The organism is uncultured Sphingopyxis sp., assembly GCF_900078365.1.
Lineage (GTDB): Bacteria > Pseudomonadota > Alphaproteobacteria > Sphingomonadales > Sphingomonadaceae > Sphingopyxis.
Genome location: NZ_LT598653.1, coordinates 1,579,984 through 1,602,014 on the forward strand (window position 1 = coordinate 1,579,984; position 22,031 = coordinate 1,602,014).

The following is a 22,031-nucleotide window of genomic DNA, read 5'->3' on the forward strand; positions in this document are numbered from 1 at the left end:
AAGCGGCCGCTCATGGCCGTCTGGGGGTGCAAAACCCCGAGGTTGGAGAAACTCCCCCCTCGGACCCGATTATTTTTTTCGCAGGATTATTTCTCCGACGCGCTCGTCGATTCCAAGGTCGAGCGCCGCGGCGAGCTTGCGCGCGAGCGCTGGTCCCGCCGACACATCGAAACTACCGGTCACCGGAAGCGATGCGAGCGCCGGGTCGGCGAGGCGGATCGGTTTGCTATCGCTCTGGTTGGCGCGATCGAGCACCGCACCGAGCGGAAGATTGTCGGCGGCGAGCAGGATGGTGGGAGCGGCGGATGGGACCGGGCTCGCCATGGCAGGAAGCCGGTACGGGCCTGTCTCGGGCACCTCGGCACTTTCGCCGGGTGCGAGCCGCAGCGCGCCGCCGCCCGCGCTCGAGCGGATTTCGATCGATCCCCTGATCAGCGTCACGCGCGGGGTGGCTTTGCGGGCATCGACCTCGAAGATCGTGCCGAGCGCGGTCGTCTCCGACCGGCCCGCGACGACGGTGAAGGGACGTGCGGCGTCATGCGCGACGTCGAAGCGCGCGCGCCCGCCGACAAGGATCACGCGGCGCCCACCGGTACTGAATTGCGTCTCGATGCGGGCGCCGTCCATCAAGGTAACGCGGGTGCCGTCGCCAAGTGTCTGCTCGCCGGGGGCGGTCTCGCTCTGCGCGAGCTGCGTTTCGCCGCTTCCGCGCTGGATATACCAGGCTCCGCCGAGCGCCAGCACGATGGCGGCGGCGGTCGCGACGGCCCAGCGGAAGCCGCCGGGTGCATCGGCTTCGCTGCGGAAATGGCGTGCGTCGGCCTTGATGCGGACCGGCGACATGTCCTCGGCAAAGACCCAGTCATTCTCGGCTTTCGCATAGGCCTCGGCGTTGCCCGGCTTCGCGTGCCAGGCCTCGAACGCTTTCTTTTCGGAATCGGTCGGGTTGCCGGACATCGTCGTGGCCCAATCGATCGCCTCGCGTTCCCGCCGCGTCACGCGTCCGTATCTCGCGCTTTGCGGATGGCGACGCGCGCCTTGCTGATATGCTTTTCCACGCGCTTGATGCTCATGCCCTTGATTCGTGCGATCTCTTCATAACTGAGGTTCTCGAACCTGTGCATCAGGAATACATCCTGTGTGGTTGTACCGAGGCGGGCGATCGCCTGCTCGGCGCGGCGGATCATGTCGCGCGCCTCCAGCGCGACATGGGGATCAGGGCCGGCGATCTCTTGCTCCTCGAAGCTGTGATGGGCGGAAATCCGGCTGCGCACCCCTGAGCGCGCGCGGTTCCTGAGGACCGACCGCGCCGCGGCGGCGAGATAGGCGGCGGGGGCGTCGAGCAGGCCCGCGCGATGGCCCTTCGCCGAGAAGACGCGGCGAAAGGTCTCCTGGACCAGGTCGCCTACTTCTTGCGGCGGCACGCTGCGGCGGAAGATTCCGGCAACGAGCGGGCGCTGCGCCGCGTAGAGCGCCTCGGCGCGCGCGCTGCTGCCGAAACCGGCCCAGTCGTCGGGCGGCAGCGGATCGGCGGCATCGAGGCCGCGCCGTCCGTCCTTCTCGCTGTCGTCATAGTCCATCGCGTCCGCCTTCGAGAAGGCAGCGACCGCGCCGACGAGCCGGGCGTTGAGAACAGGTACGAGAAACCCGCGCCGCCGCCTTTGGCCCGAGGGCTTGGACATGCGCAGACGGCCACCCGGCGGGATGGCATTCAGGGACATTGACTCTCGAACGGAGTTCTCACGCTCCGGCATCCGGCGCTTCGCTGCCCGATGCCGGACCAGCATAACCGGCTGTGCCGTAAGGGCAAGAGTCTGCCGGGAGACCGCTCGACTACGGACCGGATTCGAAGGGGTACGGGAGACGAGTCTGGTTTCGGCCGTGCTCGACGAGACCGGTCGGAGGCCGGGATCCACAAAGTCTCGGTTGATGCGCGCGGCCCGAAAGGAGCGCGCACTGGCGGCGGCGGGCGCCGCCAGAGGTCGCGCGTCGCACGGTTGGCCGCGCTGCGCGCTTGGGCTCGCTGGTCTTGGCGCGGCGGCGGCTAAGCACAGCTGCGCACGCACGCCGCCGCGCCTGCGGCTCGCCAAGGGCGCGAGTTTTCAGGCCCTTCGGGCCGCGGTCGAGGCCGATCGCATCGACATTGTTGGGCGGTGCCGTTCGGGGCGCCGGGGCGATGCGGTGAATATGTCGACGAAGCCGGGCTGAGGACGCCGCGCGGAGCGCGGCGGCGCTTTGGTGGGCCGGCACCTCGGACATCGGCGCGGGCGGCGCACGGCCTGTGGGACCGCCCGGCGCCCGCGCAAGCCCGCCTCCGGCGGGCTCCTCCGCTTCGCTGCGGCCCTGCGGGTGCGCGGCCGCCTCGCTGGGCGGTCCCTTGCCCCGTGCGTTCGCCGCCCGCCCCGCTGTCCGGGGCCGGCCGCGGCGGATTTTGGTCCGGAGGAGAGGCACCGTGAACGCATTCCCGCAAGCCTTGGGCAAGGCCGCACCCTCGCGAAGCTCCGCGCGACGGGGCGACAGAGGCGCTGACAGCGCGGGCGGCGCCGCGACGCGCGGCCGAACGCGCGACAAGGGCCGCACCGGCGACGGGGTGCGCGGCGGCGCGCCGGGCGTGTCGCTCTATGACGAGGTGACCGCGCGGATCGTGGGCGAACTCGAGGAAGGGCGTATTCCGTGGGTGCGGCCTTGGGACGCCGCCGCCTTCGCGCCGGGCCTGCCGCGCAACGCCGAAACGCGGCGCAGCTATTCGGGCATCAATATCCTCATCCTCTGGAGCGAGGCGGTGCAGCGCGGTTTCGCCGCGCAAGGCTGGCTGACCTTCAACCAAGCGCGGCAGGCGGGCGGACAGGTCCGCAAGGGCGAAAAGGGCACGACCATCTTCTACGCCGCGCGCTTCACGCCCCAAGAAAAGGGCGGGCGCGGCGCGGGCGGCGCAGCGGTGGCGCCCGCTTCCGTCCCCGACGGGCGCAGCGGCGCGGGAGGGGCGAGCGGAGAGGGGGGCGACCGCTCGATTCCGTTCCTCAAGCGCTTCACCGTGTTCAACGTCGCGCAGGTCGAGGGCCTCCCCGAGCGGTGCACCGCGCCCGACCCCTTGCGCCTGCCGCGCGAGACAATCCCGGTCGCCGAGGCGCTGCTCGCGGCGAGCGGCGCCGATATCCGCATCGGCGGCAACGAGGCCTATTATTCGCCATCGGGCGATTTCGTCGCGCTGCCGCACCAGCAGGCGTTCCGCGCGCAGATCGACTTTTACCGCACCGCGCTGCACGAACTCGGCCACTGGACCGGTCATAGGTCGCGGCTCGATCGCGACCAGACGGGCGGCTTCGGCAGCGCCGCCTATGGCCGCGAGGAGCTTTGCGCCGAACTCGCGAGCGCCTTCCTCTGTGCGTCGCTCGGCATCGCGCCGACCGTTCGCCACGCCGACTATATCGGCGCGTGGCTCGCGATCATGCGCGCCGATACGCGCGCAATCTTCAAGGCGGCGAGCCTCGCGTCGAAAGCGGCGGACTATCTGCTCGCCTTCGCTCCCGCGCCAGCGGGCGGCGACATCGAAGGCGCTCCCGCCGCCGCGCGCGGCATGGGCGCGGCGCGCCACGAAGCGACAGGCGGAGAGGCGGGGCAATGATCCTGCTTCCCGCGCATCTGCGCTTCGCGCTCAACGCCAATGGCCTGACGGGCCGCATCCACGCCGCGCGCGACGAGCGGTTCGACCCGCGCCCGGTCGTCAAATTTTTCAATCCGGTCGGCGCGGCGACGTGGCTTGCGACCGAAATCGACGAAGATGGCGACACGCTGTTCGGGCTGGCCGACCTTGGTTTCGGCTGCCCCGAACTCGGCTGCTTCTCGCTCCGCGAAATCGAGGACGTGCGCTTGCCCTTCGGCCTCGCCATCGAGCGCGACGAGCATTTCTCGGGGCTGGCGCCGCTGTCGGTCTGGGCCGACATGGCGCGGCGCTTGGGGACGATCATTCAGGCCGAGGCCGCGCTCCGCCGCAAGGCGCGCGATGCACGCACCCACCATCCATCGGCGTCGCCGCGCCCCGACAAAGGCGACCTCCAGCCGACCGAAGACGGGGGGCAGCGCGAGCGTCCGGCGCCGCCGTCGGCGGCGAACGACGAGCTTCCGCCACGCTAGGCGGCAAGGCGAGGCGGCGCGCCTTCGCCGTCAGGCCGGTTTCCGGGGGCAAACCCCGCCCACGGAAGTCCCGGGCGCGGAGACCGGAAACCGGCCACCCCAAGATATGGAGTGACGACATGAAACTCGATTTTATCCCGCTCGACAAGCTCTCGGTCGATCCGGCCAATATGCGCGCCAAGGGGCGCGACCCCGACGTCAGCGACATATTGCCGAGCGTCCGCAAGCGCGGCGTTCTCGTTTCGCTGCTGGTTCGCCCCGCCGCCGAGGACGGTCATTTCCGGATTTCGGCGGGGCGGCGGCGCTTCACCGCCGCCAATATCGTCGTGCGCGAGGGCGGACCCGCGCGCCCCTTGCCGTGCGGCATCTTGGACGAGGACGACGACGCCGACGCCATCGAGGCGTCGATGCTCGAAAATCTCGCGCGCGTCGCGCCCGACGAGGTCAGCCAGTGGGAGGCGTTCGTCAAGCTGGTCAAGGCGGGTCGCAAGGTCGAGGAGATCGCCGCCGACTTCGCGTTCGAGGTGCCGACGGTGAAGCGCATCCTCGCGCTCGGCAATCTCCTGCCGCGCATCCGCACCCTCTATCGGGGCGGCGAGATCGACCAGACGACGGTCAAACAGCTGACGCTCGCGAGCAAGAGCCAGCAGACGGCCTGGCTGGCCTTGTTCGACGACAAGGACGCCTATTGCCCGACCGGCTTCCGCCTCAAGGACTGGCTGTTCGGCGGCAATACGATCAAGGCCGACCATGCCCTGTTCGACGTCGAGGAGGCGAAGCTTGCGGTCATCGCCGACCTGTTCGGCGACGAAAGGCTGGTCACCGATACCGACGCTTTCTGGACCCGCCAGATGGCCGAGGTCGAGGCCCGCCGCGCCGGCTATATCGAAGACGGCTGGAGCGACGTCGTCGTCCTCGACTGCGGCCAGCGTTTCGACCGCTACGACCATCGCCACACGTCGAAACGGCAGGGCGGGCGCGTCTATGTCGAGGTCCGCAAGTCGGGCGAAGTGACCTTCCACGAAGGCTTTCTGACCGAGAAGGAAGCCGCGAAGCGCGCCCGAAATGAGGGATTGGGCAGCGACGGCGGCGCGGCGCCCGACAAGGTTCAGCGGCCCGAGGTCACCTCTGCAATGGGCACCTATATCGACCTCCACCGCCATGCGGTGGTGCGCGCCGAGCTCGCGAAGCATGGCGGGGTCGCGCTCCGCGCGATGGCGGCGCATGTCATCGCGAACGCCGACCATTATCGCGTCGAAACCCAGTCCTATGTCTGCGCAAAGGACGAGGTGCAGGAGAGCGTCGAGACGTGCGGCGCCGAAGTGATGTTCGACGAGCGCCGCCGCGCGGTGCTCGGCGTTCTCGGCTTCGACGGCGAGGATCTCACCGTCACCGCGCGCCGTGCCGGTCACCGCCAGTTCGCGCCGATCTTCGCGCGGCTGCTCGAACTGCCCGATCCGGTCGTCCTCGAAATCCTCGCCATCGTCATGGGCGAAACGCTCGCGGCGGGCAGCGAGGCGGTCGAGATGATCGGCCAGTATCTGGACGTCGATATGGCGAAAGTCTGGACCCCCGATGCCGCCTTCTGGAACCAGATTCGCGACAAGGAGGTGCTCGGCAGGATCGTCGCCGAGGTCGCGGGCGATGACGTCGCCGCCGCTAATGCGGGCCAGCAGGCGAAGGTCCTCAAGACCATCGTGACCGATCATCTGGACGGCGCCAACGGCCGTCCGAAGGTCGAGGGATGGGTGCCGCGCTGGATGCGTTTCGCGCCGAGCGCCTATACTTCGCGCGGCGGGGTCGGGAGCGTCGCGGCGCACGACCGGTTGCTCCACATCATCGCGCGCGCCGCCGAGGCCGACGCCGCGCGCGAAGCCGAAGCGGCGGCCGTGGGCGAGGGCGAGACGGATGCGGATGCCGGGAGCCGCACCGCGACCGAGGACGATACTGGGAAAGATTCCGATGCCGATACCGGAGATGCCGGTGACGGTGCGGCGGCGGACGGCGACACCGCGCTCGCGGCCTGACTTGAGGGGAAGGGCGGCGGCGCGCCGCCCTTCCTCTCGCTTGGTCATGTTGCTGCCCCGAAGGCCCGGCGCGCCGCCCCTGACGGGGCGGCGCGGGGAGGGTGGAAAAGTCACGCGCCGGGGCGCGCCGCGAACGATCGCAGCGCGCCCCGGCGCGTGTCTTTGCGTTGGTTTTGCTGCTGCCGCGCGGCAGGCCTGCGGCGCCGCGCGATGTCTTTTGTCAGGATTGGGGCACCCTCGCGGCCCGGTCAGGCGAGCAGGCGGCGGAGGAAATAGACGCGGAAAAGATCGAGCAGCGCCTCGGCGGCTTCATTGTCGTTCGCGTGCGCGACCACCTGCAATCCGCCGTCGGGTCCCGGTTCATATTCGAACGGGTGGAGCCCCGTCAGGCGCAGCGCGGCGGGATCGAGGCCATCGCGGCGGAGGCTCGCGAGCGCCTCGTCGTCGAGTGACAGCCCGATCCAGATGCCCGCGCTACGCGCGGCAATCATGCCCGGATCGCGGCCTTCGGCTGCGATACTGAGGCTTGCCCGTCCGTCCATTTCGGTCCCCTGTGCGGCCATCGCCGGCCCCTGTCGATCGTCTGAAAAGCGGTCAGCCGTCCCCCACGAATCCGGCGCCCGAAGCCGAAGTCCTTGCATCGAAATCCCCGTCTTGGCCATCGGGATTCGTCCGTTGTCGTCACCGTTCGCCGCATCGCAGCCTTGGCGCTCCTGTCTCTTCCGGCACCCGTCCGGGGCTCGGGAAGGCGGTCTGGTACGGGGCGGCGGCGGCGCAACGGGCGCGTTCGCGCTATTTTCCCCGCCGGCTGCGCCGGCTCCTCGCGGCGGTGCCCAAGGGCACCCAAAATCGCGCGCGCGCCCGTCCTCCGCTGCGCTTCGGCCCTCCGGGTGCGCCGCCGCCTGATGCCCCGTCCTCGTCGTCCGCCACGCCCCGGGATGGTCCCGGCGGTGCATTTGAAGGAGACGAACCATGGCAGCAATCGGCTTTGTGAGCGGCAACATGTCCGACGGATATCGCGGCCAGCTCAAGACGCTTTCGATCCGCGCCGAGATCGAAATCCGGGTCAACCGGACCAAGAATGGCGACGCCCAGCCCGACTTCCGGGTCTTCTCGGACAATGTCGAGATCGGCGCCGCGTGGGTCCGCACCGGGCAGGTGTCGGGCGAACCCTATGTCTCGCTCAGCCTCGCCGCGCCCGAATTCGGGCCGCGCCGGCTCTATGCGAACCTCGGGCGCGCCGCCGGGCAGGACGACGAGGACACCTACGCCCTGATCTGGAACCCCGCCGACTGAGCGCTCCCACCCTCGCCCCCGCGCCGTTTCCGGCGCGGGGGCTCGTTTTTTGCCGGGTCATTCTTCGAGCCTCTCCGCCCGGCGCACCGAGATGCATCTCCGGCGCACCACGCGGCACCGAACGGCACCGCGCACCACATGGCCGGAGACCGGGAAAGATGAGCGAACAGGATGACGAGATTATCAGGGCGCGGACGGCCAAACATGGCAGTCCGTTCCTGAACACCGAGCAGGCGGCGGCCTATCTCGGCCTTTGTCCGCGCAAACTTCAATATATGCGCAGCCGCTGCGTCGGACCCCGATACCGGCTCCACAGCCGCTTCATTCGCTATCATATCGACGATCTGATCATCTGGTCGCGCTCGACGGCGCCCGCCGACGATGCGCCGAAGCCGCGCGGAAACCGGAAGGGGAAAGGCGATGCGTGAGCGCCCCGACCTCCCGCTGATCGCATGGGGCGAAGCGCTCCGAGCTACGCGTCTCGCGCGCCAGCGGCGCCAGCTTCGCTTCGCCTTCGCGGCGTTCGGCATCGGCGCGCTTGGCCTTACCATCGCCGTGCCGCCGACTCCGCGTCTCGTCTGGAATGTGAGCGCCAGCGCGCCGCGCGGCCTCTATGTCGTGAGCCCCGGCGTCCCCGTCACAGCTGGCGACATGGTGGTTGCGCGGACCCCGGACCCGTGGCGGATGCTCGCCGCAAGGCGCCGTTATCTGCCCGCCAATGTGCCGCTGGTGAAACGCGTCGTCGCAGCGCGCCGCGAGATCGTCTGCGCGCGCGGTCCCGACATTTCGATCAACGGCGTCCCCGCCGTGACCCGCCGCGCGCGCGACGCCAAGGGACGCATCCTGCCATGGTGGGAGGGCTGCGTCCGGCTCGGCGGCGGCGATGCTTTCCTGCTCATGGCGAACGAGGACGCATCGTTCGACGGGCGCTATTTCGGGGTCACGCGCGCGCGCGACATCCTTGGGCGGGCGCATCTTTTATGGGCGCGCTGAAACACCGCGCGGCGCTGCTCACCGCCCTCCTGACGCTTGCCGCCGGACCCTGCTTTGCGCGCGAAGCGGCGCCCTGGCGTGTCCATGTCAGCGACGCGGCGGCGCGCTTCGGGCTTCCCGAAGAGTGGGTGCTCCGCGTCATCGCCGCCGAGAGCGGCGGGCGGACCGAGCTCGGGGGCAAGCCGATCACCAGCCATGCGGGGGCGATGGGATTGATGCAGGTGATGCCCGCGACCTGGGCGAGTCTGCGCGCGCGCTACCGCCTCGGGCCCGACCCGTACGACCCGCGCGACAATATCGTCGCGGGCACCGCCTATCTGCGCGATATGTACGACCGCTTCGGTTATCCGGGATTGTTCGCGGCCTATAATGCGGGGCCCGGACGCTACGGCGAGCATCTCGCGCGCGGCCGTCCGCTGCCGCGCGAGACGCGCGACTATGTCGCGAAAATCACCGGGCAGGCGGCATTGCCGACCGCGACGGCATTGCCTTCGCGCGGCGATGAAGCGGAGGTGCCGCAGGCCGATGTCGACCCGATCTTCTTCGCGCGAAGCGAACGTGCAGGCCCCGCAGTGCTCGTGACAACGCCGCAGGCGGAGGCACGGTCAGCCATCAATCATGTGGTGCCCGAACAGGGTGCGCGGCGCCCGGACCCGCTCTTCCTGCTGCGCGGCGGCGGCGATGACAGGCGCTAGGACATCGGCCGAGCGCCGGGGCGAGAGGGTAGGGCTCGTCTCGGCAAGGCCGAGTTTGACGGGCGGCGGCGCGGCTGTGCAAGGCCGGCGGGTGCCCCCCAATTTGCTGTGCAAATCGGTTCCCCCCACCGCCGCTTCGCGGCGCCTGCGCTGCGCTCCGGCGGCCCTGACAGCCGCGCCGTCGCCCGTCCCTGAAACATCGTTCCCGACTTGGGGAACGGTCGATTTCAGGAGGATATCATGGTCGATGTTGCAATCTCCGGTGCCGCGGATCGCGTGTTCGAACGGCTGGTTTCGGGGCTCGAAACCGAGTTCGGGAGCGCCGCGGCTGAAGGGCTGGCGCGGGTCTTTGTCGAAGCCGAAGGCGGCGATTTCTACTGGGAGGCGCGCGAGAAAATGCGCTGGCTCGGGCTCTGGGAAGGTCTCGACGAGGAGCAGGCGGAGGCCCTCGACCGGGTGGCGGTTGCAGGCGTTTTCGACGGGCGCTGCTATGTCGCGGTGCTGCTCGTGGACGGCTGGGACGCGGTGCAGGCTTTGCTCGGGGTGCGGCATTTCGAGGAGCGGGCGGCGGCGGACGACGCCTTTGCCAAAGCGCATTGATCGCTATCGGCGGTCGGACGGGAGCGGCGCCGGTGCGGCGCTGCTCCCTTGTTTTTTCCTCGTCGCGGGGTGGGGTCGCGGATGGAGCGGCGGAGCGGTTTCGAGGAGGAAGCGGAGATTGCCGCCGTATTTGGCGAGGACTTGGCGTTGCTTCCGACCAGCGCGGATGCTGCACCCGATGAGAAATCTTGCGCTGCGGACGTCAGCGGCGCGACCCTCGCTCCGGTCAAACGGAAGCGAAGGAGTCGTGTGATGGAATACTTTACCGGCCTCGATGTCTCGGTCGACGAAACCGCGATCTGTGTCGTTGGCGATGACGGCAAAGTGGCGTTCGAAACCGCCGTCGAAACCGATCCGGCTGCAATCGCGGAAGCGCTGCGGCCGTACGCGGATCGCATGCGCCGCGTCGGCCACGAGGCCGGATCGCTGTCGCCGTGGCTGCACACCGAGCTGCTGGCCGAAGGTGTTCCAGCGGTCTGCCTCGAAACCCGTCATGTGCGCGCGGCCCTGTCGGCGCAGCGCAACAAGACGGACGCCAATGATGCACTCGGCATCGCACATATCATGCGCACCGGCTGGTTCCGCCAGGCGCACATCAAGACGGATGGCTGCTATCGGATCAGGCTGCTGCTCGTTCAGCGCCGCAATCTGAAGCGCAAGTTCCTCGACCTTGAAAATGCGATCCGCCACTCGCTGAAGGTGTTCGGGATCCGGCTTGGCAAGGTCGGCCGCGGCGCCATGGAGAAGTCCGTGCGCGAGGCCGTCGCGGGCGCTGGTCTGATGGACTGCATGCTTCGCGCACGCGCCGCGCTGTGGGCTGAGTATCTGACGCTGCACAAGCTCGTCGTGCAGCTCGCCATGCGCGACGAACTCTGCCGGCGCTTCATGGCGATCCCGGGCGTCGGTCCGGTGACGGCGCTGAGCTTCAGCAGTGCGATCGACGACCCGCAGCGCTTCCGTCGATCGCGCAACGTGGCGGCCTACTTCGGGTTGACGGCGAAGCGGTGGCAGTCGGGCACGTCGATCGATGTGCAGGGACGGATCAGCAAGGCTGGCGATCCCGATGTGCGTCGCGCGCTCTACGAGGCGGCGTCGGCGATGCTCAAGAGCCCACGTCGAATAGTGCCCGATTACTTGCTATGAAGGAGAGATGGAGATGGCGAAATCTTGCAGAAAACGGGAGCCAAATAGGACTGCCGCCGTATTTGGCGAGGACTTGGCGTTGCTTCCGACCAGCACGGCAGCTGCGCCCGATGAGAAACCTTGCGCTGCGGACGCCAGCGGCGCGACCCTCGCTCCGGTCAAACGGAAGCGAAGGAGTCGTGTGATGGAATACTTTACCGGCCTTGATGTCTCGGTCGACGAAACCGCAATCTGCGTCGTTGGCGACGACGGGAAAGTCGCGTTCGAAACCGCTGTGGAAACCGATCCGGCTGCGATCGCCGAGGCACTGCGACCGTATGCGGATCGCATGCGCCGCGTCGGCCACGAGGCCGGGTCGCTGTCGCCGTGGCTGCACACCGAGCTGCTGGCGGAAGGCGTTCCAGCGGTCTGCCTTGAAACGCGTCATGTGCGCGCGGCGCTGTCGGCGCAGCGCAACAAGACCGACGCGAATGATGCACTCGGCATCGCGCATATCATGCGGACCGGCTGGTTCCGCCAGGCGCACGTCAAGACGGATGCCTGCTATCGGATCAGGCTGCTGCTCGTTCAGCGCCGCAATCTCAAACGCAAGTTCCTCGACCTCGAAAATGCCATCCGTCACTCGCTGAAAGTGTTCGGAATCCGGCTCGGCAAAGTCGGCCGCGGCGCCATGGAAAAGGCCGTTCGAGAGTCTGTCGCCGGCGATGCGATGACCGCTGGACTCATGGACTGCATGCTTCGGGCGCGCGCGGCGCTGTGGGCTGAGTATCTGACGCTGCACAAGCTGGTCGTGCAGATCGCCATGCGCGACGAGCTATGTCGGCGATTCATGGCAATCCCCGGTGTTGGTCCCGTCACCGCGCTCAGCTTCAGCAGCGCGATCGACGATCCGCAGCGGTTCCGTCGTTCGCGCAATGTCGCGGCCTACTTCGGGCTGACGTCGAAGCGATGGCAGTCGGGCACCTCGATCGATGTCCACGGTCGCATCAGCAAGGCGGGCGATCCCGACGTGCGCCGCGCGCTATACGAGGCTGCGTCGGCGATGCTCACCCGGTTCAAGGGCCGCGACCTGATCAAGACATGGGGGCTGAAGCTCACGAAGACCAAGTGCCACGCGAAAGCCCGCGTCGCCGTCGCACGCAAACTTGCCATCGTGATGCACGCAATGTGGCGCGACGGTACCTTTTACGTCGGCGATCCAGACGCGTCTGCGCAGGACATCGACGCATCGAACGCAGCGAAACTGCAACGGCTCAGCCTCGCGAACTCATGAACAACCACCGCCCCATCGACTGCCGGTTGACGGCGCAACGAGCTTAGGAGGTCCGCGCAAGCGGCAGAGGAATGATACAGACCTGGAAAACGGGAAGCACGATATCTTGCCTGTGGCCGCCCCGCGCGGACCACGCCGGAGTGCCTGTGATGCTGCCCCGTAAATCCGATAGCGACATGTGCCGCGACGGCGCCAACACCGCGAACGTGCGGTTCCAACATCCCGTCGATGAGCCCGGAAGAGTGCACGGCGTATCAGACCCTCGTCACATCGCAGATCTTGCAAGCCTGTCGTCGAATAGGGGCCAATTACTTGCTATGAAGGAGAGATGGAGATGGCGAAAACTTCGAAAATCAGGGAGCCAAATAAGAGGGCAAGATAAAAGGAGAGTCTCGCAAGGCGAGCCATCTTCCTGTCTGCACATCCCTTTTTACGAGACGCGGCATGCTGCCGCGAGACTCATGCGCCGAGATCGGCGGGTTTCCGCCACCGGGCGCGAGATTCCGGCGGGCGCGGCGAGATGAGCGGCGGCGAGGAGGATTTCGAGCCGAAGCTCGGCAAGATGCGGAGCGTGCGCGGCAAGAAGGCGCGCAAATATCTCGGCCGCCTGCTCGCTGCGGGCATCGCTGCGGCGGGCGGGGCACGAGCGGGGCGCAAAGGCTTCGACGGCAGCCGGATCGGGCGCGGCAGCGCGGCGGGGCGGCTCCTCGCGTCGCGCGGGGCAACCGACCGGTTCACGTCGCGGCGCGTGATCGTGAAGACGCGGCTGGTGCGGCTCGGCGGCAAGGGGCTCGACGCGGCGCGCGCGCATCTCAAATATATCCAGCGCGACGGCGTCACCCGCGAGGGCGCGCCCGGGCAATTATATGGGCCGCAGGGCGATGTCGCCGACGGCAGGGACTTCCTCGATCGCGCGACCGGCGATCGCCACCAGTTCCGCTTCATCGTGTCGGCCGAGGAGGGCGATCTCTACGCCGATCTCAAGCCCTTCGTGCGGCGGCTGATGGCGCAGATGGAGGAGGATCTCGGAACGCGTCTCGATTGGGTCGCGGTCGACCATTTCAATACCGGCCACCCGCACAGCCATATCATGCTCCGCGGACGCGACGAGCGCGGCAAGGATCTGATCATCGCCCGCGACTATATCGCGCACGGGCTGCGGACGCGCGCCAGCGAGATCGCCACGCTCGATCTCGGCCCGAAGACGCAGCTCGAAGTCGAGACACGGATGCGGCGCGACGTCGACGCCGAACGGCTCACCGACATCGATCGCGACCTGCTGCGCGAAGCCGGGCGCCATCCGCTCGTCATGGCGAAGGACCGCGACCCGGTCATCCAGTCGCTCCGTGCCGGTCGGCTGCAGAAGCTCGGCGCGATGGGGCTCGCCGACGAGATTGCGCCGGGGCAGTGGCGGCTCGCGGGCGCGATGCGCGAGACGCTCACCGGGCTCGGCGAGCGCGGCGATATCATTCGCACGATGCAGCGCGAGCTGACCGCGCGGTCGCGCGCGGCGGCGCCGGCGGATCGCGTCATCCACGACCGTCATGCGCCGCTTGTCGAAGCGCTCGTCGGGCGCGTCGTCGCGCGCGGCCTCGACGACGAACTCGCCGACCGCCATTATCTGATCGTCGATGGTATCGACGGGGCCAGCCACTATGTCGCGATCGGCAAGGGCGACGCTGTCGAGACGTTGCCCGAGGGTGCGATCGTCCGGATCGTGCCGACGGCAAGTGCGATGAGCGAGGCCGACCGTACGATCGTCGCGGTCGCCGCGGCAAATGAGGGACGGTACGACGCCACGGCGCACCGGCGGTTCGACAGCCATGCGAGCCCGGCGTTTATCGAGGCGCATATCCGCCGCCTCGAAGCCATGCGGCGCCAGGGTCTGACAGAACGCGCGGCCGACGGCAGCTGGACGATCGCGGCCGACCATACCGAGCGCGCCCGCGCCTATGCTACAGCCTCGGCGCGCGAGCGCCCGGTGACCGTCGAGCTCTTGTCGCCGGTGCCTGTCGAGCGGCTCGCGCGCGCCGAAGCCCGGACCTGGCTCGACCGCGAGGCAGCGAGCGGCGGCACCTTGCCGGCGCGCGACAAGGGGTTCGGGCGCGAGGTGCGGACCGCGATGGCGCTGCGCCAGCAATGGCTGATCGACGAAGAGCTCGCCGATGCCGCGGGCGAGGGAATAGCCTATCGCCGCGGCGCATTGGCGGCGCTGCAGCGGCGCGAATTGTTACGACTGGCGCGGAGCCTCTCGGCCGAACTCGGCAAGGACTTCGTCGAGGCCCACGAAGGCGAGCGGGTCGATGGCCGGCTCGCGAAACGGATCGATGCCGCCGGCGGGCGCTACGCGCTCGTCGAGAAGGCCAAGCAATTTTCGCTGGTTCCGTGGAAGCCGGTGCTCGACCGTCATGTCGGCAAGGAGGTCGGCGGCATGGTCCGCGAAAGCGGGATCAGCTGGACGATCGGACGCGACCGTGGCGGGCCCACGATTAGCTGATCGCGAGCGTCCACAATCCGTTGCGGAACGCCACGAAAGTTGAGCTTGGCGGCAGCGTCAAATCTCTTGGTTCCGTGACCGAAGTGTCATGCCTATCGGCTGCGCGTCGACTGCGCTCATCCGTCGACAAGGAGGGGGCTCCTCTTCGTTGAAATGAGCCGGCTGAACATGCGACCCGTTCGGCCGTCACTCGGCGGCACCGTGCTCGGCTTTTCCCGGGACGTTCGCGCGGTGCCGCCGCTTTTCTCGATGGCGCCCGTGCGGGTCACCTGTTGCCGTGTACTCGCCTATGTCGCGCCCTGAGCGGGCAGATGCCGCCGGACGACATCGAGCGCGGACTCAAGCGCTTCGGAGCGGTAGCCGCCCCCGTCGGCTTGGCGATCGAAAATCCCGTCGGCATCGTCAATCTGGACGAGCACCTCGAGCGCTGCCTGTAATTCTTCGTCCATCAATTATCTCCAGCGCGTTCCATCAGCGCGTCAGTGCGACCGACACGGGGCAGTGGTCGGAGTAATGCTTCTCATTCGGCGCGTAGCGCGTTTCCGCGAAATCCTTCAGGTCGCCGCCCGCGCGCTTGTCGAGGACGATATGGTCGATGAAACTGTCGTAGCGCGGATCGCAGCGCGGCGGCGTTCCTTCGTCGGCGAGGCGAAGGTCGGCATTCGCCGGCTCGCCATCGTCGATCTCCTTCCAGACCGCATCGCCCGGCAGCGCGAGACGGCGGTTCCAGTCGCCGAGCACGGCAAAACGATCGGGTCCGTTCGCGGCCGCGTCGATCCAGCTTTCGAGTGCCGGGATTTGCTGCAGCAGCACCGGGCAGGCCTTCGCCTCGGCGCCCGAAAAGCATCCCGATTTCAGATGGACCGACAGGAGCCGTATCGGCGCTCGCCCGCCTGGCCGCAGCGTGATGTCGACGCCCGACCGGAGCTGCGGATTGCCGAGCATCAGCGAGGTCACGTCGGCGTGGTGGTCGAACGCGATGTCCTTGCGGATTGCAAAGCCCACCGCCTGCCGGATGACCTGCTGCTCGGGATGGTCGCCGCCGCAGGTTCCGCTTGGGCTCCCGGGCCGCGCTTCCATGACGATTGTGAAGCGCGCGGGATCGAAGATGCGCGCCGCGGCCTTGGCATTCTCGGCCTCCTGGAATGCGATGACGTCGGCGTCGAGTCCGTCGACGATCCGGCGCATCGCGGCATAATCTTCGGGCGCCCGCGGCGCGCAGCCGACGCCATCCTTCTCGGCCAGAAATTCGAGGTTCCAGCTCGCGAGCTTGAGCGGCGCCGCGTGCACCATCCCGATTGCGGCGGGCGGAGCCGGTTGCGGTGCGCATGCGGCAAGCGCGAGGAGGACAGCGAGCGGAGCGGTGAAGCGATGCGACATGCGCGGCTTGTGCCGTCGTTGTGCGCCGACATCAATCGCGGCGGACGCAGCTTGTCGCATTATCGGAGACTTCGGAAGGTGACCGACCAGCGCGGCGCGTCCATCGCGGCGATGCTATGCTCCCAATCGTCGCGAACCTCGCCTTGCATATGGTAGATCGAGCGCGGCGCGAGATCGGCGGTCGCACGGTCGAACCCGGCTTCGCGGCGCCGCCGGAAGCGCATCGTCGCCGGTGCGCCCAGCGAAACGCCGATCACATGTTCGAAGACCGGGCGGTCCTTGTGCCAGCCGATGCCGGCGCCGGCCCCATATTCGATGACGAGGGCCTGTTCGAGGGCTTCGGCTTCGATGCCGGCGAAAGCGGCGGCGCGGTCGCGAAGCGGGTCGAGCCAGCCCGGTATCGGCTCGCCCGGTGCGAAGCGCCCGGTCTGGAAATCATAGGTCCAGCCGAACGAACGCGTCAGCCTTTTGCCTTCCCATTGCTGGAACTGGAACGGGGTGAGGCCCGCGGTCTCGATCTGCGCGATCAGCGCATGCTCTTCGCGGGCGTCGATCAGCGCGTCGCGATAAGCGAGGCCGGGCAGGAGCGGGGCGCCGAACAGATCGGCCTGGCGCGCGCACGCCGCTGCGCGAGCGGTCACAGCGGCAGCGCGGCCTGCGCGCGAAGCGGCTCGACGAACAGGCTGTGTTTCGGGGGCGGCGCGAACAATGTCTCATTCGGGAGCGTCCCATCGAGCCAGTGCATGACATCGCGTCGCTCGACGATGACCCCGTGGCGCGACTGATACGGGCTGACGTCGGGACCCGCGTCGATCGTGAGAATACGGTAGGAGAGCGGCCAGTCGGCGAGCGGCGGATCCCAGATCGCCGCGAGATAGAAGAAGTTGCCGCTGTCGAGCGTCACCCGGTATCTTTTGTCGTCGGTGCCCATGCGGAATTCCGATGCGGGGATCAGGCAGCGGCGATTGGGGAAGGCGCGGCCTTCGGACCGGACGAAGCGATAGTTGATCCCGTCGCTGAAACGCGGGTCGGAACCCCAGACGGCGTTGACCATTTCGATCTCGGTCATATCGTCGGGATTGCGCCGGACGAGCGCGCGCGCCGCGTCGCTCGCGGCGTCGGGATCGAAAGGGGTTGGCGCCGTACCCATGGATAGAACATAATGGGAACGAAGATGAGTCGCAAGAGCCAGGAGAGTGCGGCCGATGTGCAATGATTACCGGCTCGAGGTCGATATCGCGTCGATCGCCGAGGACTTCGACGATCTCCAGATCAAGATCGACATGCCCGAGGGCGCACCGAACGTTGCGGCGCGCGAGGACATCAAGATCACCGACATGGCGCCGATCGTGCGGAGTAGCGAGGGCGCCGCGCTCGGCGAGCTGGTCAACCGGCGCTGGAGTTGGCCGGGGCCGACCGGCAAACCCGTCTATAATTTCCGCTCCGAGGGGCGCGATTTCTCGTCGCATCGCTGCCTGATACTATGCGACGGCTTCTATGAGTTCACCGATCCGGCGGACAAGGCGCAGAAACGCCTCGATAAATGGCTCTTCACGATGAAGGATCATCGCTGGTTCTGCATGGCGGGCATCTGGCGCGAATATGACGGCGGTGAGGCGTTCACGCTGCTGACGATGGACGCCGGACCCGATATCGCGCCCTATCATCACCGGCAGATCATCCCGCTTGCGCGCGACCGCTGGGCCGACTGGCTCGATCCGCGCGTCCCGGCGGCTGAGGTGCTCGGTTGGTTGCCAGAGGGCAGCCTCGAGGTCACGCAGGTTTTCGGTCAGCCGCCGGCGCAAGGTGCGCTGGCGCTATGAGCAGTGGGCCGGAGCTCGAACGCTTCGTCGCGGCGCAGGATCGGGTCTATTCGCGCGCGCTCGATGAAATACGACGCGGGGCCAAGCGGTCGCACTGGATGTGGTTCATCTTCCCGCAGCTCGCGGGCCTCGGTCGAAGCGCGATGGCGCAGCATTACGCGATCGCCGATCTAGGCGAGGCGCAGGCCTATCTCGCGCATCCATTGCTCGGAGCGCGTTATCTCGAATGTGTTGAAGCCCTGCAGGACCTCGAACGGAGCGATCCGGTCGCGGTGTTTGGTGCGGTTGACGCGGTGAAGCTTCGCTCTTCGCTGACTTTGTTCGAGTTGGCTGGCGGTTCGCCGTTGTTCGGAGCGGCTCTTGCGCGCTGGTTTGACGGAGAGCGCGACGAGCAGACGCTCGAGCTATCGAGTTGTAGGGGCAGGGAAGACGTACTGGACGAAGGGCCGTTCTTTCACGGCACAATCGCGGAGTTGCGCGTGGGCGATTTCCTGAGCGCGGGATATCGGTCGAACTATCGCCCCGAAGTGGTGATGAACCACATCTACTTCACTGCTCTCGTTGACGGTGCGGGTCTCGCTGCTGAAATTGCGGCGGAACTCGCCAAAAGCAGCGCAGTCCCGCGTGTTTATTCGGTAGAACCGACCGGGCCGTTCGAGAACGATCCAAACGTGACCGACAAGAAATTTCCCGGCAATCCCACCCGGTCGTATCGCAGCAGCGCACCGCTCAAAGTTACTGGCGAAATCACGGATTGGGCCAGGTTGACGCCCGAAGCGCTACAGATGTGGAGAGAGAGACTGACCGTGCTGCGGTCAGATAAAGGTGGCGAAATTATCAATTGATGCGCGGCGACACCCATGTTGTGTTCAAGGCACACCCGGGTCGCTTGAAAGGGACAGACAGCCCGGCAGACCCGCCAAGTCGGCGGGCGTGACAACCGGCTCGTTCCGATCCTTGCGTTCCGAATAGCGGTCGACGAGCTGGCCGGCATGACCGCGCGTAAGGACAGTGAAGCGCACCAGTTCTTCGGCGACATCGACGATCCGGTCATAGTAGCTCGATGGCAGCATGCGGCCGGCCTCATCGAACTCCGCATAAGCCTTGGCGACGCTTGATTGGTTGGGGATGGTGATCATTCGCATCCAGCGGCCGAGAATACGCAGCGTGTTGACGCTGTTGAACGACTGCGATCCCGCCGAGACTTGCATGACCGCGAGCGTGCGGCCTTGGGTCGGACGGAGTCCCTTATAGGCGAGCGGCAGATGATCGACCTGCGCCTTCATGATGCCTGTGATCTGTCCATGCCGCTCGGGGCTGCACCAGACCTGGCCTTCGGACCAGATGGAATGCTGTCTCAGTTCCTCGACCGCCGGATGATCATCGTCGGCGATCTGGTCGGGAAGGGGAAGGTCGGATGGATCGAAGATCCGCGTCTCGCAGCCGAAGAGCTGGAGCAAGCGCGCCGTCTCCTCGACGACGAGCCGCGAATAGGAGCGTTCGCGCAAGCTGCCGTAGAGCAAGAGTATGCGCGGCGCCGGATCGAGCGGACCGAGGCCCAGCGCCGGCTGCGATCGGATATATTCGGGGCTCAGCGCCGGAAGGTGCTCGGGATCGGCCAGCGTGCGCAAACGGGAAAAGATCGGAGTGGTCATCAAAATCAGTCTTTCGCGGGCGTGGACGCCGGAAACCAGCGGCGTCCGAACCAGAAGGCAACGCTCACCAACAGGATGAGCACGGGGACTTCGACGAGCGGGCCGATGACCGCTGCGAACGCGACCGGCGAGGCGAGCCCGAAGGCAGCGATGGCGACCGCGATCGCGAGTTCGAAATTATTGCCCGCCGCGGTGAAAGCGACTGCTGTTGTGCGAGGATAGTCGGCTTCGATCAGTTTACCCATCCAGAAGCTGATGATGAACTGGACGATGAAATAGATGGTGAGCGGGATCGCGATCAGGATGACGTCGCCGGGAATGCTGACGATCTCGCCGCCCTTGAGGCTGAACATCGCAACGATCGTGAAGAGCAATGCGATGAGCGTGATCGGCGCGATCTTCGGCAGGAAGCGTGTCTCGTACCAGTCGTTGCCCTTGGCGCTGGCGAGCCATTTGCGGGTGAGATATCCGGCTACGAACGGTATTCCGAGATAGATGAGCACCGCCTCGGCAACGGTCCAGAAGCTCACGTCGATGATGCTGCCTTCGAGCCCGAAGAGCGGCGGGAGCACAGTCAGGAAGAACCAAGCATAGACGCTGAAGAACAGGATCTGGAAGATCGAGTTGAAGGCAACGAGCGCGGCGACATATTGATTGTCGCCCTTTGCGAGCTGGTTCCAGACGATCACCATCGCGATGCAGCGCGCGAGGCCGATCAGGATCAGGCCCGTCATATATTCGGGCCGGTCCGACAGGAAGGTCACCGCGAGCGCGAACATCAGCACCGGACCGATGATCCAGTTCTGGATCAGCGAGATGGCGAGAACCCTTTTGTCCTCGAACACCCGCGGCAATTCCTCGTAGCGAACACGCGCGAGCGGCGGATACATCATCAGGATGAGGCCGATCGCGATCGGGATGTTGGTCGATCCCCAGGAGAGGCGGTCGATCGCGTCCGGCAGGCCCGTGAACACCGAGCCCAGCAGGACGCCGAGCGCCATCGCGAGAAAGATCCACAGGGTGAGATAGCGATCGAGGAACGACAGGCGTTCGCGCTTTGGGTGCGTCATCGACTATCTCGTCAGGCGCCGACGCGGTTGCCGGCGTCGTCGACGACCTCTTCGCCGTCCTCTTTCGCGAAAGCGCCGCGCTGGCGCGCCGGGATCAGGTCGAGCACGACTTCGGACGGGCGACAGAGCTTCACACCCAGCGGCGACACGACCAGCGGGCGGTTTATGAGGATCGGATGCGCCATCATCGCGTCGATCAGTTGATCGTCGGTGAGCTCCGGGCGCTCCAGTCCGAGTTTGGCATATGGCGTGCCCTTTTCGCGCAGCAGATCGCGCGGCGTGATTCCGGCTCGCTCGATCAGCTGCACGAGCAATCCCCGCGTCGGCGGGGTCTTCAGATACTCGACGATATGGGGTTCAACTCCCGCATTGCGGATCATCGCGAGCGCATTGCGCGACGTCCCGCATTCGGGATTGTGATAGATGATGATGTCGGTCATTCGTTGATTTCCGTCAGCAGCAGGCAAGTTCTGCGAGCAGCGGCTCGCACAGCTCGGCGCGGCCCTGGCAGCAGTCCTTCGCGAGAAAGAGCATCAGACCCTTCAACGCGTCGATCTCCGCGCGTTGAATGAACTGCCGCCCGCGCTTCTCCGATTTGACCAACCCCGCCTTTGCCAAGACCGCGAGATGTGTGGAAAACGTGCTTTGCGTCAGTCCCGAAGCATCGACGAGCTGCCCGGTCGATAGCCCTTCGGGCTCGTGCTGGACCAGCAAGCGGAAAGCTTCGAGCCGGGTCGGGTGTGCCAGTGCGGCGAGCGCTGTAAGGGCGGTGTCGGTATTCATGCATCGGAATTATCCGATGGGTGTGCGTGCGTCAAGACCTATCGGAAAAATACGATGCATTTAGTCGGCTGTATGTTCTTGTCGCGCATCGTACGCGTCAGTGGACCTACGCTCTTGATCGCACGGACGCGTCGGGCCAATTTGACGAAATTCTGCTTCTGAGGTGGTGCAACATGCATGTCCGTCAAATAACCATGGGGGACGCACAAGCGGTTCAGGCCATTTACGCACACTATGTAACGTCGACCACGATCTCCTTCGAGGACGTGCCGCCAGACGTCATGGAAATCGAAAGGCGGATTGCGGCTATTCTGCCCCGCTATCCTTATCTGGTGGCCGAAGAGGATGGACGCATCGTTGGCTATGCATATGCCTCTGAGCATAGGACTCGTGTGGCTTATCGGACGTCGGTCGATGTAACCGTTTATGTGGCGCCGGGCGCACAACGGAGTGGCGTCGCGCGTTGTTTATACTCCCGTCTGCTGCCTGCCGCAGCGAGCCTGGGCTATCATGCTGCGTTTGCCGGTATCGCGCTGCCAAACGACGCCAGCGTCGGGCTGCACGAAGTCATGGGGTTCGAGTTGGTGGGCGTCTATCGCGAGGTCGGACGAAAATTTGATGCTTGGCACGATGTCGGTTGGTGGCAACGGCTGTTGTGAGCG

At 66.7% G+C, this 22,031-nt stretch carries 22 protein-coding genes and 4 pseudogenes; 15 read left to right on the forward strand and 11 right to left on the reverse strand.

From position 1 onward, the window contains the following. Positions 1–69: 69 nt before the first annotated feature. Both QZL87_RS07150 and QZL87_RS07155 read right to left on the reverse strand, forming a co-directional pair. Complete coding sequence (locus tag QZL87_RS07150; protein WP_184100713.1) at positions 70–999, reverse strand: FecR domain-containing protein; 930 nt, start codon at positions 997–999, stop codon at positions 70–72. Next, positions 996–1,754 (reverse strand): sigma-70 family RNA polymerase sigma factor, encoded by a 759-nt coding sequence (locus QZL87_RS07155; RefSeq protein WP_184100716.1) that lies wholly within the window; start codon positions 1,752–1,754, stop codon positions 996–998. Before QZL87_RS07155 ends, QZL87_RS07150 begins: the two co-directional genes overlap by 4 nt. A gap of 836 nt (positions 1,755–2,590) precedes the next feature. On the opposite strand from QZL87_RS07155, the gene QZL87_RS07160 reads away from it, so the two are divergent. The 3 genes and pseudogenes from QZL87_RS07160 to QZL87_RS07170 all read left to right on the forward strand — a co-directional run bounded on the left by QZL87_RS07160 (position 2,591) and on the right by QZL87_RS07170 (position 6,161). After that, a complete protein-coding gene (locus tag QZL87_RS07160; protein ID WP_184100771.1) occupies positions 2,591–3,625 on the forward strand; it encodes a zincin-like metallopeptidase domain-containing protein in 1,035 nt (344 codons plus the stop codon). Next, positions 3,622–3,993, forward strand: a pseudogene (locus tag QZL87_RS07165) (DUF2958 domain-containing protein); the annotation flags it as partial. The gene QZL87_RS07160 and the pseudogene QZL87_RS07165, both read left to right, overlap by 4 nt. A gap of 260 nt (positions 3,994–4,253) precedes the next feature. Then, a complete protein-coding gene (locus QZL87_RS07170; RefSeq protein ID WP_184100720.1) occupies positions 4,254–6,161 on the forward strand; it encodes a ParB N-terminal domain-containing protein in 1,908 nt (635 codons plus the stop codon). A 248-nt stretch (positions 6,162–6,409) separates the two neighbouring features. Here the strand turns inward: QZL87_RS07170 and QZL87_RS07175 are convergent, their stop codons facing one another. Further along, positions 6,410–6,724, reverse strand: coding sequence for a hypothetical protein (locus QZL87_RS07175; protein ID WP_184100721.1), 315 nt, complete (start codon positions 6,722–6,724; stop codon positions 6,410–6,412). 409 nt (positions 6,725–7,133) lie between these two features. Between QZL87_RS07175 and QZL87_RS07180 the strand changes: the two genes are divergently transcribed. The 8 genes and pseudogenes from QZL87_RS07180 to rlxS all read left to right on the forward strand — a co-directional run bounded on the left by QZL87_RS07180 (position 7,134) and on the right by rlxS (position 14,658). Further along, positions 7,134–7,457 carry a DUF736 family protein gene (locus QZL87_RS07180; RefSeq protein WP_184100723.1) on the forward strand — a complete coding sequence of 108 codons (324 nt, stop codon included), beginning with the start codon at positions 7,134–7,136 and terminating at the stop codon, positions 7,455–7,457. A 158-nt stretch (positions 7,458–7,615) separates the two neighbouring features. Beyond that, positions 7,616–7,885 carry a helix-turn-helix domain-containing protein gene (locus QZL87_RS07185; protein WP_184100725.1) on the forward strand — a complete coding sequence of 90 codons (270 nt, stop codon included), beginning with the start codon at positions 7,616–7,618 and terminating at the stop codon, positions 7,883–7,885. Next, complete coding sequence (locus QZL87_RS07190) at positions 7,878–8,450, forward strand: S26 family signal peptidase (protein WP_184100726.1); 573 nt, start codon at positions 7,878–7,880, stop codon at positions 8,448–8,450. Before QZL87_RS07185 ends, QZL87_RS07190 begins: the two co-directional genes overlap by 8 nt. After that, positions 8,438–9,145, forward strand: a complete 708-nt coding sequence (locus tag QZL87_RS07195) for a lytic transglycosylase domain-containing protein (protein WP_184100728.1) — start codon at positions 8,438–8,440, stop codon at positions 9,143–9,145. The genes QZL87_RS07190 and QZL87_RS07195 overlap by 13 nt, the downstream gene beginning before the upstream one ends. 240 nt (positions 9,146–9,385) lie before the next feature. After that, entirely contained in the window at positions 9,386–9,745 is a 360-nt protein-coding gene (locus QZL87_RS07200; protein WP_184100730.1) for a hypothetical protein, read from the forward strand. A gap of 252 nt (positions 9,746–9,997) precedes the next feature. Then, positions 9,998–10,849, forward strand: a pseudogene (locus QZL87_RS07205) (IS110 family transposase); the annotation flags it as partial. Between the two features lie 223 nt (positions 10,850–11,072). Continuing rightward, a pseudogene (locus QZL87_RS07210) lies at positions 11,073–12,083 on the forward strand (IS110 family transposase); the annotation flags it as partial. 598 nt (positions 12,084–12,681) lie between these two features. After that, positions 12,682–14,658 (forward strand): relaxase/mobilization nuclease RlxS, encoded by a 1,977-nt coding sequence (gene rlxS / locus QZL87_RS07215; RefSeq protein WP_184100732.1) that lies wholly within the window; start codon positions 12,682–12,684, stop codon positions 14,656–14,658. 287 nt (positions 14,659–14,945) lie between these two features. Here rlxS and QZL87_RS07220 read toward each other — a convergent pair whose 3' ends face one another. From QZL87_RS07220 to QZL87_RS07235, 4 genes are read right to left on the reverse strand one after another with little or no spacing between them, the layout of a single operon-like run. Then, positions 14,946–15,110: a hypothetical protein gene (locus QZL87_RS07220; RefSeq protein WP_295325781.1), complete on the reverse strand. Its 165-nt coding sequence runs from the start codon at positions 15,108–15,110 to the stop codon at positions 14,946–14,948. 19 nt (positions 15,111–15,129) lie between these two features. Next, a complete protein-coding gene (locus QZL87_RS07225; RefSeq protein ID WP_184100738.1) occupies positions 15,130–16,038 on the reverse strand; it encodes an endonuclease/exonuclease/phosphatase family protein in 909 nt (302 codons plus the stop codon). Positions 16,039–16,097: 59 nt separating this feature from the next. After that, positions 16,098–16,679, reverse strand: a complete 582-nt coding sequence (locus tag QZL87_RS07230) for an alpha-ketoglutarate-dependent dioxygenase AlkB (RefSeq protein WP_184100740.1) — start codon at positions 16,677–16,679, stop codon at positions 16,098–16,100. Continuing rightward, positions 16,676–17,188 carry an SOS response-associated peptidase family protein gene (locus QZL87_RS07235; RefSeq protein ID WP_295325786.1) on the reverse strand — a complete coding sequence of 171 codons (513 nt, stop codon included), beginning with the start codon at positions 17,186–17,188 and terminating at the stop codon, positions 16,676–16,678. The genes QZL87_RS07230 and QZL87_RS07235 overlap by 4 nt, the downstream gene beginning before the upstream one ends. Before the next feature lie 55 nt (positions 17,189–17,243). Between QZL87_RS07235 and QZL87_RS07240 the strand changes: the two genes are divergently transcribed. The 3 genes and pseudogenes from QZL87_RS07240 (at position 17,244) to arr (ending at position 18,706) form a co-directional block, all read left to right on the forward strand. Then, positions 17,244–17,861 (forward strand): SOS response-associated peptidase, encoded by a 618-nt coding sequence (locus QZL87_RS07240; RefSeq protein WP_184100742.1) that lies wholly within the window; start codon positions 17,244–17,246, stop codon positions 17,859–17,861. Then, a pseudogene (locus tag QZL87_RS07245) lies at positions 17,858–18,256 on the forward strand (DUF1810 domain-containing protein); the annotation flags it as partial. The gene QZL87_RS07240 and the pseudogene QZL87_RS07245, both read left to right, overlap by 4 nt. 39 nt (positions 18,257–18,295) lie before the next feature. Beyond that, the gene (gene arr, locus QZL87_RS07250) at positions 18,296–18,706 is read left to right on the forward strand and encodes an NAD(+)--rifampin ADP-ribosyltransferase (RefSeq protein ID WP_276569299.1); all 411 of its coding nucleotides are present in this window, start codon (positions 18,296–18,298) and stop codon (positions 18,704–18,706) included. A gap of 24 nt (positions 18,707–18,730) precedes the next feature. Here the strand turns inward: arr and arsH are convergent, their stop codons facing one another. Genes arsH through QZL87_RS07270 form a run of 4 tightly spaced genes read right to left on the reverse strand, consistent with a single transcriptional unit; the run spans position 18,731 to position 21,369 of the window. Then, positions 18,731–19,516, reverse strand: a complete 786-nt coding sequence (arsH, locus tag QZL87_RS07255; protein WP_184100744.1) for an arsenical resistance protein ArsH — start codon at positions 19,514–19,516, stop codon at positions 18,731–18,733. Between the two features lie 5 nt (positions 19,517–19,521). Continuing rightward, positions 19,522–20,586 carry an ACR3 family arsenite efflux transporter gene (gene arsB / locus QZL87_RS07260; protein ID WP_184100745.1) on the reverse strand — a complete coding sequence of 355 codons (1,065 nt, stop codon included), beginning with the start codon at positions 20,584–20,586 and terminating at the stop codon, positions 19,522–19,524. Between the two features lie 11 nt (positions 20,587–20,597). Next, complete coding sequence (arsC, locus tag QZL87_RS07265; protein WP_184100746.1) at positions 20,598–21,026, reverse strand: arsenate reductase (glutaredoxin); 429 nt, start codon at positions 21,024–21,026, stop codon at positions 20,598–20,600. A 13-nt stretch (positions 21,027–21,039) separates the two neighbouring features. Beyond that, positions 21,040–21,369, reverse strand: coding sequence for a metalloregulator ArsR/SmtB family transcription factor (locus QZL87_RS07270; protein ID WP_184100747.1), 330 nt, complete (start codon positions 21,367–21,369; stop codon positions 21,040–21,042). A gap of 173 nt (positions 21,370–21,542) precedes the next feature. On the opposite strand from QZL87_RS07270, the gene QZL87_RS07275 reads away from it, so the two are divergent. After that, positions 21,543–22,028, forward strand: coding sequence for an arsinothricin resistance N-acetyltransferase ArsN1 family B (locus tag QZL87_RS07275; protein ID WP_184100748.1), 486 nt, complete (start codon positions 21,543–21,545; stop codon positions 22,026–22,028). Positions 22,029–22,031 lie beyond the last annotated feature (3 nt).

Bases quoted from the DNA above. Each gene is read 5' to 3' on its own strand.
- QZL87_RS07155 (WP_184100716.1), bottom strand. From the start codon at position 1,754: ATGCCGGAGCGTGAGAACTCCGTTCGAGAGTCAATGTCCCTGAATGCC.
- QZL87_RS07170 (WP_184100720.1), top strand. From the start codon at position 4,254: ATGAAACTCGATTTTATCCCGCTCGACAAGCTCTCGGTCGATCCGGCC.
- QZL87_RS07175 (WP_184100721.1), bottom strand. From the start codon at position 6,724: ATGGCCGCACAGGGGACCGAAATGGACGGACGGGCAAGCCTCAGTATC.
- QZL87_RS07180 (WP_184100723.1), top strand. From the start codon at position 7,134: ATGGCAGCAATCGGCTTTGTGAGCGGCAACATGTCCGACGGATATCGC.
- QZL87_RS07185 (WP_184100725.1), top strand. From the start codon at position 7,616: ATGAGCGAACAGGATGACGAGATTATCAGGGCGCGGACGGCCAAACAT.
- QZL87_RS07190 (WP_184100726.1), top strand. From the start codon at position 7,878: ATGCGTGAGCGCCCCGACCTCCCGCTGATCGCATGGGGCGAAGCGCTC.
- QZL87_RS07195 (WP_184100728.1), top strand. From the start codon at position 8,438: ATGGGCGCGCTGAAACACCGCGCGGCGCTGCTCACCGCCCTCCTGACG.
- QZL87_RS07200 (WP_184100730.1), top strand. From the start codon at position 9,386: ATGGTCGATGTTGCAATCTCCGGTGCCGCGGATCGCGTGTTCGAACGG.
- rlxS (WP_184100732.1), top strand. From the start codon at position 12,682: ATGAGCGGCGGCGAGGAGGATTTCGAGCCGAAGCTCGGCAAGATGCGG.
- QZL87_RS07225 (WP_184100738.1), bottom strand. From the start codon at position 16,038: ATGTCGCATCGCTTCACCGCTCCGCTCGCTGTCCTCCTCGCGCTTGCC.
- QZL87_RS07235 (WP_295325786.1), bottom strand. From the start codon at position 17,188: ATGGGTACGGCGCCAACCCCTTTCGATCCCGACGCCGCGAGCGACGCG.
- QZL87_RS07240 (WP_184100742.1), top strand. From the start codon at position 17,244: ATGTGCAATGATTACCGGCTCGAGGTCGATATCGCGTCGATCGCCGAG.
- arsH (WP_184100744.1), bottom strand. From the start codon at position 19,516: ATGACCACTCCGATCTTTTCCCGTTTGCGCACGCTGGCCGATCCCGAG.
- arsB (WP_184100745.1), bottom strand. From the start codon at position 20,586: ATGACGCACCCAAAGCGCGAACGCCTGTCGTTCCTCGATCGCTATCTC.
- arsC (WP_184100746.1), bottom strand. From the start codon at position 21,026: ATGACCGACATCATCATCTATCACAATCCCGAATGCGGGACGTCGCGC.
- QZL87_RS07270 (WP_184100747.1), bottom strand. From the start codon at position 21,369: ATGAATACCGACACCGCCCTTACAGCGCTCGCCGCACTGGCACACCCG.
- QZL87_RS07275 (WP_184100748.1), top strand. From the start codon at position 21,543: ATGCATGTCCGTCAAATAACCATGGGGGACGCACAAGCGGTTCAGGCC.